We start from the raw sequence: 13,778 nt of genomic DNA, 5'->3' as shown, positions 1-13,778 counted from the left end.
CATTTGTTTGCCTATTACCTATTGCCTATTACCTATTGCCTATTGCCTTCTGCCTTCTGCCTTTATATATAGCCTTTTTCCCGATACCAGGCAATTAACCTTGACATCCCCTCCTGGATTGATACCTTGGGACTGTATCCTAATTCATGTTGTGCTTTAGACATATCCAGGATTTTATCTTGGAGAAATAAGTCATACCGATGAGACAACGGCAACTGAATCGAAAATGTTTTATACACTAAATTCGCGAAGTCATTAAATAGGTTAAAAGGAGCCACCGATATCTGAGAATAGTCGCGTTTAATTCCTAATTCTTGGGCAATGATCGCGACTAACTCCCTTAATTTTATCGGGTATTGACCCCCAATTAAATAAATTCTTCCTTCAATGCCCACCTTTTCGGCACAGAGCCTGATTCCATCAATTACATCCGTGATGTATCCTAAGTGATTGTGGTTATTCCCTGAACCGATAATCTGAAAACCCGGGGCTGATATTGCCCGAATCAGACCTAACCAATTAAATGATCGGATGCCATAAACACTAGATAGACGGGGAATTACCACAGGCAATCCTTCTTGCTTATACTTTGATAAAAGCACCTCCTCTCCTAACAATTTTGTTGTTCGATAAAAAGAGTTAGGGTTTGACGGAGTATTTTCATCAACGGGGGGATTTTTGATTGTGCCATAAACCCCAGCACTACTACAATAAATGACCCGATCAACCCCAAATTTTATTGCCGCACAGCCTATATTGTTTGTTCCTTCCACATTAATCGCATAATACTGATTTTTCGATAGTTTCGACCGTGAGGCAGCGGCGGCGACGTGATACACTTGTTGACAGCTTTTCACGGCTTTATTGACAGCCTGACTATCTGTAATATCTCCAGAAATGATTTCCACATCCAATGGTTTCAGAAATGAAATATCACTCGTTGACCGCACCAGCGCCCTGACTTCATAGCCGTCATTAACTAGCCGTTCAGTTAGGTGACTTCCGACAAATCCGGTTGCCCCTGTGACTAAAACTTTCATCTTGATTCTAGGATTAACGTTTCATTTGTTCAGAACCAGGGTTTTATTTTTGTACTTGACGTCGTTATTCTTTTTAAACCCTTCATCAATGAGATCTAGCAGAACCTTGCCTTCCATATAATCCGGAATTTCTTGTCCCATCAAATACAGCAGTGTTGGTGCCAAATCCACAGCTTTAACATCAGTCAGCGTTGAGGCTGGATTAATTTTTGAGCCAGTAGCAATCAGAAATCCATTGCCAGTATGTTGGGTTTTTCGCAAGCCGTAATAGGTTCCAGAAACTAAACCAAAGTCTGGGTGTTCAAGCTGATTTATTGGTGCATCTTCCGCCCATTGAATAATCAGATCTGGTAACTTGTGAATATTTTCGCCTTGGAGTAATTGGTGGGTTTTGATCACATTTGCCACAGCAGGTTTTCCCGTTTCTGGATTAACCAAGCGTTTTAATTCATCGGTTATTTGTTGGCAAATCTGTTCATACTCTGCTCCTGGCTCGACGACACCATAGGGATCACGCCCTTTTAGGTTGATACTAATAAATCCCTGAAAATGACCGATCGGTAAAAAGAATGCCTTGGTGTTGCACCAATCGATACTGCTAATAAATTGCTGGGAATGCATCTTATCGTGGAAATGCTGAGGCAGTATCCAATCATTGATAAAATCCCGAACTGGCATCGGGATTAATGATTTTAATCCTTGGATCAGTTTCTGAACTGAAAAATTGCTCTGATTCTGTTTCGCTTTCGGCTTAGCTTGAAAACCCAGTTTTTCTAACACCAATGGCATTAAATGGTTAGCCGAATAATTCGTATCGACACCGTGAACAGAAATAACAAAAACAGTTACGTGGTCAGAAACATCTTGAAGTAGGGTTTTCAGAGCATTATCCAGTTCCCCATAAATGTTAGGTAAGGCATCACTTAATTGAGTGGATACTTGCGGATCGTATGCCCAATGATCTTGATTAAACAGATGATAGAACAGGTGATTACCATAGTGAGCTTCGCCGAAAGACGTCATGAATAAATCCCACTCTCCGGCATTCATGACAAACTGAACCGCCTGGAGCTTTTGTTGGATATTAGACATCAACGTTTGATATCGTCGCACCTGTTGTGAAATCAATCGGGGATTGAGGATTTCTCGGGGATGATGATAGTTACCAAATCGTGATGATAGTTCTGAAATAAAATTAGCAGGTAACGAACAGGATTCAATTAGAGGGTATTCTTCTCCCCAGGCGGAAACTTGGATGCCTTCCAATCCCTCAATCGGATACGTCTTAGGTACATCAAATGTTGTTACCCTTTTGCCTGTATTTCGCAACCGTGACCAGAAGGGCAAGTAAGGACAAGAACGAGTACTCACTCGGAGAATTTCCTGACAACGTTCCCACATCATTCCCGGTCCCAAAATCGGGTATTTAAATTCCTTAATTAAACTTTTGGCATTTTGGCTGCCGAACACAGCATTGATCACCGCTCGTTTGAGAGACATATTTTGAATACGCTGTGCTGCCCAGTCGGCGCGAATTTGAGTACAGGGAATTCCCCAAACTTTCTCAGTGTAGGTCTTAAAGAAAATTCTATAGAGGCGACGCCCAAAGCAGTCAATCACCCACTCTTCAAACGTTTCTGGCTCAAAATCAGGGTTTAATCTAGCTCTGAGTTTTGCCCTTAAGTAACTCAATAGAATTAAGCAACTATCGGCTTTTTCCAGGACGATGGGTTTAATTCCTCGTTTGAGGAGTTCGTAACCCGCCGTCAAGCCAGCAGGACCTCCTCCAATAATGACAACTGGATGATGGGTCAAGGATTTGCCTCCTAAATTTTTTATAGTCTTTGATACGTAGAGGACTAGAAAGAGTTGCCAATTACTAAAGAAACGAGAATTGAGGCACCGACTAATTCACGAGAAATTGACGCAAAGATCCGTTTCTCAATCGCTAACAAGTTGCCGGGAACTGTTTTCCAGGTTGGGATAATCGGTTGATAGGTTTGCCAGTGGTGACGAACTAGACCGATGGCAAAGGCTAATCCGCTATAAAAATAGTACAGCCAGTGCCAGGGTACGGTTTGCAGGGCGAAGAGGAAACCGCGTTTTTGATAAAAGAATTGATAGACGGAGGCGTTGATTGCCAATAGCCCTAGACTCAATCCCGCGACGCCAACCCATGCAGTCGGTATCCACCAAACGGCGATGAGTGCCGCTAATAAGGTATAGACCAAGACTACACTGATGCGGTTGGAGAGGTTGAGATTTAAGTCATTGACCATTTCGCGATCGCGTAATATGATCGCTGTCCAAGGGATTGCCCGATAAAAGATATCCGCTCTCAGCAGGGAGTAGGTTCTCCAGCATTTCAGATGTTTGACTTGGATGGTTTTTCGTAAGCCAATTTGATACCCTTGGCGTTTGAGTCTATTGCCTAATTCAATATCTTCTACACAAGGGAGACGGTAACTCTGATCAAAGCCGCCAATTGCTAAGAAAATATCCCGCCGGATTGCACCACAAGCGCCCCAGAAAGTAGAGGCGTCTTCTGATCCGGTTTGGTGGGTATAGTGATGGAATAAATTTTTATACTGGGACAATAAATTAGGTGCCCCTGGCTGATCATCGTAGGAGCCAATTAGGGCGGCGAGTTCAGATTCCTGGTGGAAGGTTGTCGCAACTTTGCCGATGGTGTTATTATATACTTCGACATCGGCATCGACGAAGAAAAGAATATCACCACTCGCTGCTTTAGCGCCTAAGTTACGAGCTTTCGCCGGTCCGCCAGAGGTGGGAACTCGAATCACTTTAGCTCCGAAGTCTTGAGCGAACTGCCCAGAGCCGTCAGTATCACCGTCAGCAACGACAATCACTTCTAATGGCTGGGGTGAGGCTTGCGCCAAACTGGAAAGGCAACGACGAAATGCTTCACCACCGTTATAAACAGGGATAATTACCGAAATTGTCGGTGTTGCGGTAGAACGTGTCATCTGGCTCCTAGTCATGTGGGTTGTTGGGGTGATTGTGTGAAGTTTTCGTGAAGCTTGATAGAATGTAACGTCTAATACAGAAATAAAAATTAAAATAATTGACCTAACGGTTCAGAATAAACAATGAACCTTTGAGCAGAGGGCGACGCGATCGGATTGAGTGGACTACCCGTTGCGAATTAATGCAAGCGGGTCGCCCCTACATGACATAAGACCTATGACATTCTACGCGATCGCTTGAACCTTTGGGCGGAGGGCGACCCGATCCAATTGAGTGGACTACCGTTGTGAATTAATGCAGGCGGGTCGCCCCTACATGGATATTGACGCGGTGTGGGTCGCCCCTACATGACATAAGACATAAGACATAAGACCTATGAACAATCACATTTTATGCGATCGCCTGTCCAATCTTGTGAACTTTGATCAAACTCGTGGTTCCTGGCGTACCAATGGGAACACCGGAGGTAATCACCACTTTGTCTCCGTATTCGGCTAACTCCATCTCCACCGCAGCATTCACCACATTAGTTAACATCTGTTCAGCATTGTGTACCGGGGAAATCAGGTAAGGTTGCACTCCCCAAGACAAAGCCAACTGGCGATAGGTACTTTCTTCTGGTGTAAACGCAATAATCGGAGTTTTGGGGCGATACTTAGACACCAGTCGGGCGGAACCGCCGGATGAGGTGTTGCACATAATTCCCCGTGCGCCTAATTGACTGGCAATATGACAAGCGGCTTCAGCGACAGATTCGGTGGTGCTAATACTGCAAGTGGGAAACTCTGACGCGGTTTGCAATCCTTCGGCTAGGGCTTTTTCCGTCTGGATAGCTATATTGTTCATCATTTCCACAGCAGCGATGGGATATTCTCCCACGGCGGTTTCACCCGAAAGCATTACCGCATCCGTCCCATCTAAAATTGAGTTGGCGACATCTGTGGCTTCAGCCCGCGTCGGATCAGGAGCGTTGATCATTGACTCTAGCATCTGGGTGGCTGTAATCACAGGTTTACCGAGTTGGTTGCAGCGACGAGTAATTTCTTTTTGAATTAAAGGTACCCGATCCAATGGCGTCTCAACTCCCAAGTCACCGCGAGCAATCATAATTCCATCGGCAGTATGGAGGATTTCCTCTAAGTTTTCCACCGCTTCCCGTTTTTCAATCTTGGCAATCACACGGGTTTTCGCGCCTGCGGCTTCAATCATCCGCCGCACGGGTTCTAAATCACTGGCGCTTCGCACAAAAGACACCGCCACCCAGTCAATCCCCGATTGCAACCCAAACCGTAAATCGGTCATGTCTTTTTCGGTGACGGAGGTGACAGGTAAATAGGTTTCAGGTAAGTTAACCCCCTTTTTAGAAGACAAGAGTCCACCAATTTTCACCAATGCCCGAATACTATCTGTATCCCGTTCCGTGACTATCAGCTTGACTCGACCATCATTAATTGAAATCGGTTCACCCACGCGCACCATAGCAAACAGGGTGGGAATCGGCAAGGGAATCTCATCCGGATTGTTGCCTTCCTCGTTTAACACAAAGGTTACTTCATCACCCGTTTGCACCTTAATCCCATCGGGAGGCAGTTTTCCCAGACGAATTTTCGGTCCGCATAAATCTTGGAGCAGGGCGAGGGGTTTGCGATGTTGGCTACTAATTGCTCGGAGTTGCTGAATCGTCTGTCCGTGAAACTCATGGGAACCGTGGGAAAAGTTTAACCGGGAAACATCCATCCCCGCTTCGATTAAGGCATCGAGGCGTTCGGGTGAGGCGGTAGCCGGTCCAATGGTACAGATAATTTTAGTGCGACGCATAAGATACTGGGTCATAACGGTAATAGAACAGATGTTCTCTGTAGCGTTTAATTTTCAGGGTCTACACACCCCTACTAATTCAACGTTCGCCTAACCGGATGATTTGTGATCCAGGATGGCGGAGGAGAACACCTGTCATGAAGAATAGATCAACTTTCTGGAAAAGGGGGTGATGGGGTGATGGGTGTCGGGTGTCGGGTGTTGGGGAGCTGGGGGAGCTGGGGAAGTCGTGAGTTAACTCAAAACTCTACCTTACACTTTTCCCTGTTCCCTTTTCCCTGACCAATGACTAATGACGAATAACAAATGACCAATGACTAATGACTAATGACTAATGATCCGTTACGACTATGGGCAGATTTTTCGGGCAACCCTGATTAGCACTCCTACCCCTTAACCCTAACTTAAGGTAGAAGTAATCCTCTGATGAGAATTAGTAGGCTTGTTATTGAGTGTGCATCATTTTTCCGTCCTCTCAGACATCTGAGGCGGATTAGTGAGGCGCTAAACCCTAGTTTTAAAACCTAACGATCATCAAGTTCTATAAATTGCTACTAAGCTGTTCGGCATTTAAATAAACCTTAATGTCAATAATGGCAAAATCCTTGTAGTGCGAGCCAGAAAGCTCGCTACTAATACCCAATTTAAATGCATGACAGCTTATCAAACCATTGGCATCTTGAATGACTGCAAGTAACTAAGGAGGATATAAAATCACTAGATCGGGGCGGGTTTAGTCACATCTGGGAGAGGTAAGAAACGCTAATTGTGAAACCCGCCCCTACAGATTCAAACGTCAAACTTAAACAAAGGGCGGTTTCTGCCCAAAGGTTATCATTCATCACCAAACGAAAGTCTCTAAGTAGTATACTAACTTGAAAACCCCTGTAAGAGTGTGGAAACCCGCGCAGGCGGGTTTCGTTTGTATAGCTGCGGTTTCAACCGCCCAGTTTGTTGGACATGAATATCATTGCGCTGTAGCCAATCCTTTATTTAATCGCCGCATATACTGATCTAAATCCCCAGCCACTTGACCCGATAAAAAATAAGCGCCGAGTAAATTGGGAAACGACATAGCGATTAACATGCCATCGCTAAAATTAATCACCACACCGGAACTTAAAACCGCACCCGTAAAAACCGCCAGGATAAACAACACCTTATAGAGTATTAAATTATTCTGCCCAAACAAATAATCCCAACAGCGTTCGCCGTAATAACTCCAGGAAATCATCGTCGAGAAGGCAAAAAAGAAAATCGCGATCGCAAGCATAAGGGGAAACCAGGAAATCGCTGTACCAAAGGCGGCTGAGGTGACTTCCGCGCCACTGAGTTGAGTAAATTCGGGATTGCGATAGACGCCTGTAATCACAATCACTAACGCCGTCATATTACAGATCACCACCGTATCAATAAACGGTTCTAAAAGTGCTACAATCCCCTCCCGCACAGGTTCTTGGGTTCTGGCGGCGGAATGTGCGATCGCGGCTGAACCTACCCCCGCTTCATTAGAAAATGCCGAACGCCTTAATCCCTGAATCATCACGCCAAACACTCCCCCTTCCACCGCCTCTGGAGATAATGCGCCGTTAACAATCGTCAGCATCGCGGTTGGAATTTCCATAAAATTCGTCACCAGAATCCACAGCGCCGCCAAAAAATAAATCACACACATCGCCGGGACAATCGCACCAGCCACTTGACCAATCCGTTTAATCCCACCAATAATCACCATTCCCACGAAACAAACCAGAATCAAGCCATAAAGCCAACTGCGCCCCACAAACCAGGGTACAACTATAGTTATCGCTGCATAAGATTGGTTTGCCTGAAACATACTCGCGCCGCCAAATGCGCCACAAATACCCAGAATGGAGAAGATAACGGCTAACACCTTCCCCAGGTTCTGATGTCCCATTTCCGCCAAACCCGCCGACAAATAGTACATTGGACCCCCAGCCACCGTACCATCGGGTTTAATTACGCGATATTTCTGACCCAGAGTACATTCAACAAACTTACTCGTCATCCCAAACAGTCCCCCCAGCGTCATCCACACCACCGCACCGGGACCCCCTAAACTAATCGCGATCGCGACTCCAGCAATATTACCCAATCCCACAGTAGCCGAAAGCGCCGTTGCCAGGGCTTGAAAATGAGACACCTCCCCGGCTTCTGTCGGATCATCATACTTTCCTCGTAACACCTCAATTGCGTGCCAAAAGCCCCGGATGTTAATAAATTTCATCCGCAGGGTAAAGAAAACTGCACCGCTAATCAGCCAAAGGACACTGATCGAAAAAATACCTAGGGTCAAAAACTGCACTGTGGTCTGCTCACTCAGGATACAATGGTATGTCCTTCTTAGTGTGACAGTGCATCCTCCCTTCTTCAACTGCTTTGCGGTCTATGGGTGATTATCGAGGCACATAGCGATTATCTTACTTTTCTTGCTCTCCTATATTCAATCCGAAGCTGTTGTACAGAAGGATTCTCAGCTTCAATAAAGCTATCCCGCTGAACTTCCTCTAATCCTAAGTCCTGAAATTGGGCAAGTTCCTGATTAGAAAGCGCCCAAGGTAGACCATCAGGTTCAGCCTCTGTCTGGCGAAATCGCGTGATTACTAACAGGATTCCCTCTATAGCCACCAAAGCCGCGATCGCATCAATCACAGTTGATCGTACATTTAATGGTAACGCTTGGATATTCCGGCATTCTAATACCAAGTCAAACTGATGACGCCAAGCTGGATCTAACGCGAACAAATCAGCGACAACATAGCTAACTGGGGAATTGGGAAATCGTTGCTGACACCAGGCGATCGCGGTTGGAGAAATATCAAAGGCTGTCACGTTGAAACCCACTCTCGCCAAGGCTTCCGCATCATCACCTAATCCACAGCCAATGACTAAAGCCGAGCGATGATTGCCTTGGGGCTGATTTTTATTTAGCCAATCTTGGAAATAGGGATGGGGTTTTAAACGCGCCCACGGTACTTGATCGGGATCACGATTGGCTTGGGAATATAAGCGATCAAACCATCCAGAGGGATCGGATTTGTTTAGCGCTTCTGTTGCCAATAATTTGACTTTCTGCCGTAATCCTTCGGGTTGTTGTTCAAACATCAAACAGTCTCCAAGGGGGGCAAGGGGGGATGGAGAGGGGCTGGGGATGAGGGCTGGACTAAACCCTACCTATGCGGCATGTAACTCCATCTGACTCCCTAAAATCTGCTGAATCTTCTGGTATAACTCGGCTTGGGTATGAGGTTGAAGCATTTCCAAAGACGCCAGTAACCGTTGCCTATCGGAGAAGGGTAACATTGCCATCAACTCGTCCGCCTCTTCTAGCATACGCTCTTGGGCTTCTGGAATTAGGTTCATCCAATTCGATAACAGCAAGTTACGCTCTATAATTGTTAATTTCCACTGATATTCAGGCATCCTGATCGGCTCCTCTATTCCTTCGTTTTCCTTTGTTCAGGATTTACTGGTGTGGATCAGGATGCAAAGCTTGTTAACTCACAACTCTCTCATCTTCCCAACTTTGTCCCGTTTCGCTAACATCTTCCTCATCTCCTATAACAGGTGGATCAATCATCCCACGCTTTCCAGAATCAGGCTCATCCTCGGATCACCGATTTCCTCGCCCAATCTCTCGCATTTTCCATATAAATCAGTATCCGTTTCCAATATTTTTTCCAGTCTCCCTCTATCTTCAAGCAGTTTTTGACCGTCTCTAGGTAGAAAATAGTCGTGCGGCGTTCATCATTGTCAGGGCATCGCTCCAAAATCAGATTGTAGAGCTGCTGCCAATGATATTGCCAGTTGCCTTGCTCCGGATGGAAAATTGCCTCAAACAGGTTTCGCCAGAAAAACTCAATCGTGCCAATATCCTTAAGATGTTCTGGCGTTGGTTTATCCCAGCCAGTATGGCGAGCGCGTAAATCACTAATCGGCGGCAGATGTCCGCTCATAGATAACAAGGGGGCTAAAATCACTGATGCATATTTTACCTATACCTAGAGATAATGGGATGGTGGATGGCAATAGGGTACGGAAGCAGAGGGAGCAATGTAGAGACGCGCCATGGCGCGTCTGGGAGCTGGGGAAGATGGGGAAGATGGGGGAGCAATGTAGAGACGTAGCATGCTACGTCTGGAAGCTGGAGGAGACAAGGACGAATGACGTAGCTTGCTGGGAGCTGTTCGAGTATGACGAATGACTATCCCTACCGTTAACTTTAATTGTCCCCACCTACTTACACCTTGTCTAACTTGCCCAACTAAAAAACAGCGCGGCTAGGATAATCAACCCCAAAAGCGCTAGAGGAACCCAGAGATTCGCCAGCTCGATCATTTGGTTGTGTTTTACCGTTGGTTACGGGAATGAATCCATTGATTATCGATAAACAAACTATAAACTAAATTGGATGATGAGGACAGGATGACCTATCTCGACCTAGTGACATGGCTGCGAGAACGCACCGCTTTTAGCATTCTCTCCGATGAAATTTTACAGGCGATCGCGCCCCGAATGGAAGCGCTAGCGGTAAATGCCCAGGAGCGTCTCGTTATCGAAGATACCCCGGTAGACTATCTCTACATTCTGCAACAGGGGCGTATTGAAGGCTACCGAACCAACCAACTGGGTTCGATTTGGGGCGTCAGTTGGCTTCCTGGCGCTGTGATTCATTTACAGGAGTTACTTCTCAATCAATCGGCTCAAAGAACCATCGTTACCCGCAGCGACAGTCATCTGTGGCGCATCCCAGCCGAACAATTCCGAGACTTAATCCACCACTATCCAGAAATTTCTCAAGCTTTCTCACCCCAACTTGCCCAAGACTTGGCACACCTGTCGTCTCAACTCAAGGTTGAACAAGAACGCCAGGTGGCGCTGCGCCCCTATTTAGTCAACAAGGCGAAACGGGGAATTATTGGTAGAAGCCGTTATGCGGTGCGACTGCGACAACAAATTAAGCAAGCCGCCGATACTCGCCAGTCTGTACTCATTTTCGGTGAACCGGGACTGGAAAAAGATAACACAGCTGCATTGATTCACTTTGGTTCAGCCTATCGCCGCGAACCTGTGATTAAAATCGATTGTAGTAAAGTGCAAGCCAGTGGTGCGGAACTGTTTGGGCGGGAAGGGGGCAAACCGGGACTCATTGATTCCCTAAACACAGGAACGTTGATTCTCAATAATGTGGATGAATTGCCCCAGGATTTAATGCCTCAATTGGTAACTCTATTAGAAACCGGGACGTATCAACCTGTCCGCCGTTCTCTAGAACAATCGACACAAGTGAAACAGTGTAGCGCCCGGATTATTATGATTACGGAAACGGCACTCCCCACAATTAGCCCTCTGGTTGGGCAAGTGATTAAAGTTCCGCCACTACGGGTGAGAAAAACCGATATTGGCGACCAGATGAACTATTATATTAGTCTCTTATGTCGCGCCAAAGGGATTAATAAACCCAAAGTTACACCCGAAGCCCTACGTCAATTACAAGGCTATGATTTTCCTGGCAATCTTCGGGAATTAAAAAATTTAGTGGAACGGGCGCTGGTTCAATCCGACTGTGGTAAAGAACTCACGGAAGAACTGCTGTGGCCCTCCCAGAGTAAGAAAAAACAATTCCGCTTTAATCTCTTAAATACTTATCCCCAACTGCGGCGATTTTTAAGGAGTGATTGGTGGCCCGATCGCATTAACTATGGGTTTACCTTAAGCTTGTTTGCTTTTGTCGTAATCATGGGCTTTATCGGACCTCAAACCCGTGAGGAAAACTTTACCTTAAATCTCTTTTGGGCATGGTGGTGGCCCCTCGTCTTGATTGGCTTTCCCTTTGTGGGACGCCTCTGGTGTGCGGTGTGTCCGTTTATGATTTACGGAGAAGTGACCCAGAAATTATCCCTGTGGCTATTTCCGCGTCCATTAAAACCGTGGTCACGACAATTAGCTGAAACCTGGGGCGGCTGGTTTTTGTTTGGCTTATTTGCCCTAATTTTCCTGTGGGAAGAACTCTGGGATTTAGAAAATACGGCGTATCTTTCCGCTTGTTTACTCCTATTAATTACGGCGGGGGCGATGATTTTCTCGGCGATTTTCGAGCGTCGCTTTTGGTGTCGCTATTTGTGTCCCATTGGCGGAATGAATGGTTTGTTTGCCAAGTTATCCATGACGGAGTTACGGGCGCAGCAGGGAACCTGTTCGGCAGAATGTACCACCTATCAATGTTATAAGGGTGGACCGCAGAAAGGGGAAGGAATGGAAACTAATGGCTGTCCGTTGTATTCCCATCCCGCCCAGTTACAAGATAATCGGGATTGTGTCTTGTGTATGACCTGTTTAAAAGCTTGTCCGCACCGTTCTGTGGAGGTAAATTTGCGTCCACCAGGGATTGAGTTGTGGACAACTCATATTCCTCGTAGCTATGAGGTGGCGTTATTGTTGCTGTTATTAGGCGGTGTGTTTCTGCATCGCTTACCGGAGTTAAATCAGCAACTGAATTTACACCTAGATTTGAGTCAATTTGGCACACACGCTTGGTTTTCGTTGGCGGTTTTGAGTCTCCCGGCGTTGATTCCTTTAATTGCTTATGGTGGAATTCAATTGTCTTACCGACTGATTCAGACGCTCAATTTAACGATACCTAATCCCAAGCCGCGATCGCTGATTGAGTTGGCGTATGGATATTTACCTTTGGTGTTGGCGGGAAATCTGGCGCACCATTTACGTTTGGGGTTGACAGAAGCGGGACGGATTTTACCTGTAACCTTTGCCACGTTTGGGTTAAATGGTGAGGGATTACCTGTGTTTGTGGCGCATCCGGCGGTGATTGCGTTTTTACAGGGAGTGACGTTGATTGCAGGTGTACTGCTGAGTATGGTTCTGACACAGAAAATTGCCAGTCAGCCTGTGCGATCGCTCCTGATGCAACATTTAGGGATAGTGGCTTTAGGGATAAGCCTTTGGGCGATTATTGTGGTGTAGTCATTCGTCATTAGTCATTCGTCATTCGTAAAGGCGGGGCGGGTTTAGTTGCATCTGGGTGTAACCGAAAAGATAGTAGTGAAACCCGCCCCTACACAATTTCCTCTATCTCCCTCATCTTCCCCGCACCCCTGAACCTGTAGAGACGCGCCATGGCGCGTCTCTACAATTTTGAAGAGCATCAATACCATTAATTAAGTTATTTGTCAAAACAATAGCAATAGGTTTTTGGGAATAAACCTTAAGTAGGGTAACTAGCGAAACCTCTATCTCTCTGGTTTTCCTGGGGGATTGGGGAAAAATTCTCTAGTTAATCTTTATTCTCAGAATCGCGATGAAGCACAGTGATTGGTTGCGCCTAACCACAGAAGGTGAACGTCTTTGTTCAGTTCTCAGACAGCAGGGGTACCAATGTCAAAAACAACCTCGCCGTCTAGCTTGGAACGTCACTAAAGCAGAAGAGTCTCAGACATTGACCTATTTACCCGCACCTGTAGCCGGTTGGACAGTTCTACCCAATCAGGAAACTCCCGCCCGAAAACAACTGATGTTATTGGTGCGTAATGCGCTCAAACAGGAACGGTTAGAGACACTGACGAGTCAGTCGGATCTTGAAAAACCCATAGACTTAACCCGCCCTTGGGCAATTATCCGCTTATTGAATGATGCTCGTCGCTATACGGTAGCCCGATTTTACAACCGTCAAGACGCTGAAGATCACAAACGGGTACTCCGTCGCTTTATGCGTGGGGCTGAATTTGAGGTGATTTTTGACCCTTACGAGGATTGATGGTATTGGTCATTGGTCATTGGTCATTGGTCATTGGTCATTGGTCATTGGTCATTGGTCATTGGTCATTGGTCATTGGTCATTGGTCATTGGTCATTGGTCATTGGTCATTGGTCATTGGTCATTGGTCATTGGTCATT

General features: G+C 46.1%; 11 protein-coding genes. 2 read left to right on the top strand and 9 right to left on the bottom strand.

The genetic code is table 11. The features are described from left to right. Positions 1–62 precede the first annotated feature (62 nt). The 9 genes from RIG27_RS09035 to RIG27_RS08995 form a co-directional block, all read right to left on the bottom strand. The gene (locus RIG27_RS09035; protein WP_446344395.1) at positions 63–1,040 is read right to left on the bottom strand and encodes an NAD-dependent epimerase/dehydratase family protein; all 978 of its coding nucleotides are present in this window, start codon (positions 1,038–1,040) and stop codon (positions 63–65) included. Positions 1,041–1,061: 21 nt separating this feature from the next. Then, complete coding sequence (locus RIG27_RS09030) at positions 1,062–2,855, bottom strand: alkaline phosphatase family protein (protein WP_446344393.1); 1,794 nt, start codon at positions 2,853–2,855, stop codon at positions 1,062–1,064. A gap of 44 nt (positions 2,856–2,899) precedes the next feature. Next, complete coding sequence (locus tag RIG27_RS09025) at positions 2,900–4,027, bottom strand: glycosyltransferase family 2 protein (protein ID WP_446344391.1); 1,128 nt, start codon at positions 4,025–4,027, stop codon at positions 2,900–2,902. A gap of 391 nt (positions 4,028–4,418) precedes the next feature. Further along, positions 4,419–5,846, bottom strand: a complete 1,428-nt coding sequence (gene pyk / locus RIG27_RS09020) for a pyruvate kinase (protein WP_446344438.1) — start codon at positions 5,844–5,846, stop codon at positions 4,419–4,421. A gap of 967 nt (positions 5,847–6,813) precedes the next feature. Further along, a complete protein-coding gene (locus RIG27_RS09015; RefSeq protein ID WP_446344389.1) occupies positions 6,814–8,172 on the bottom strand; it encodes an alanine/glycine:cation symporter family protein in 1,359 nt (452 codons plus the stop codon). Between the two features lie 110 nt (positions 8,173–8,282). Continuing rightward, positions 8,283–8,972: a class I SAM-dependent methyltransferase gene (locus RIG27_RS09010; protein WP_446344387.1), complete on the bottom strand. Its 690-nt coding sequence runs from the start codon at positions 8,970–8,972 to the stop codon at positions 8,283–8,285. A gap of 69 nt (positions 8,973–9,041) precedes the next feature. Next, a complete protein-coding gene (locus tag RIG27_RS09005) occupies positions 9,042–9,290 on the bottom strand; it encodes a hypothetical protein (RefSeq protein WP_446344385.1) in 249 nt (82 codons plus the stop codon). A 179-nt stretch (positions 9,291–9,469) separates the two neighbouring features. Further along, positions 9,470–9,823, bottom strand: coding sequence for a hypothetical protein (locus RIG27_RS09000; RefSeq protein ID WP_446344383.1), 354 nt, complete (start codon positions 9,821–9,823; stop codon positions 9,470–9,472). Positions 9,824–9,868: 45 nt separating this feature from the next. Then, positions 9,869–9,997, bottom strand: coding sequence for a hypothetical protein (locus RIG27_RS08995; protein WP_446344381.1), 129 nt, complete (start codon positions 9,995–9,997; stop codon positions 9,869–9,871). A gap of 295 nt (positions 9,998–10,292) precedes the next feature. Between RIG27_RS08995 and RIG27_RS08990 the strand changes: the two genes are divergently transcribed. Both RIG27_RS08990 and RIG27_RS08985 read left to right on the top strand, forming a co-directional pair. Next, on the top strand, positions 10,293–12,848 hold the full coding sequence (locus RIG27_RS08990) for a sigma 54-interacting transcriptional regulator (RefSeq protein ID WP_446344379.1): 2,556 nt from the start codon (positions 10,293–10,295) through the stop codon (positions 12,846–12,848). Positions 12,849–13,182: 334 nt separating this feature from the next. After that, complete coding sequence (locus tag RIG27_RS08985; RefSeq protein WP_446344377.1) at positions 13,183–13,638, top strand: hypothetical protein; 456 nt, start codon at positions 13,183–13,185, stop codon at positions 13,636–13,638. Positions 13,639–13,778 lie beyond the last annotated feature (140 nt).

Origin of the sequence: Coleofasciculus sp. F4-SAH-05, assembly GCF_040222985.1 — a bacterium.
Taxonomy (GTDB): domain Bacteria; phylum Cyanobacteriota; class Cyanobacteriia; order Cyanobacteriales; family Coleofasciculaceae; genus Coleofasciculus; species Coleofasciculus chthonoplastes.
This window is presented reverse-complemented; position numbering and strand designations above follow the sequence as displayed.

Coding starts and splice junctions, on each gene's coding strand:
- RIG27_RS09000 (WP_446344383.1), bottom strand. CDS start 9,823: ATGAGCGGACATCTGCCGCCGATTAGTGATTTACGCGCTCGCCATACT.
- RIG27_RS09035 (WP_446344395.1), bottom strand. CDS start 1,040: ATGAAAGTTTTAGTCACAGGGGCAACCGGATTTGTCGGAAGTCACCTA.
- RIG27_RS09010 (WP_446344387.1), bottom strand. CDS start 8,972: ATGTTTGAACAACAACCCGAAGGATTACGGCAGAAAGTCAAATTATTG.
- RIG27_RS08990 (WP_446344379.1), top strand. CDS start 10,293: ATGACCTATCTCGACCTAGTGACATGGCTGCGAGAACGCACCGCTTTT.
- RIG27_RS09025 (WP_446344391.1), bottom strand. CDS start 4,027: ATGACACGTTCTACCGCAACACCGACAATTTCGGTAATTATCCCTGTT.
- RIG27_RS08985 (WP_446344377.1), top strand. CDS start 13,183: ATGAAGCACAGTGATTGGTTGCGCCTAACCACAGAAGGTGAACGTCTT.
- RIG27_RS09005 (WP_446344385.1), bottom strand. CDS start 9,290: ATGCCTGAATATCAGTGGAAATTAACAATTATAGAGCGTAACTTGCTG.
- RIG27_RS08995 (WP_446344381.1), bottom strand. CDS start 9,997: ATGCTACGTCTCTACATTGCTCCCCCATCTTCCCCATCTTCCCCAGCT.
- pyk (WP_446344438.1), bottom strand. CDS start 5,846: ATGCGTCGCACTAAAATTATCTGTACCATTGGACCGGCTACCGCCTCA.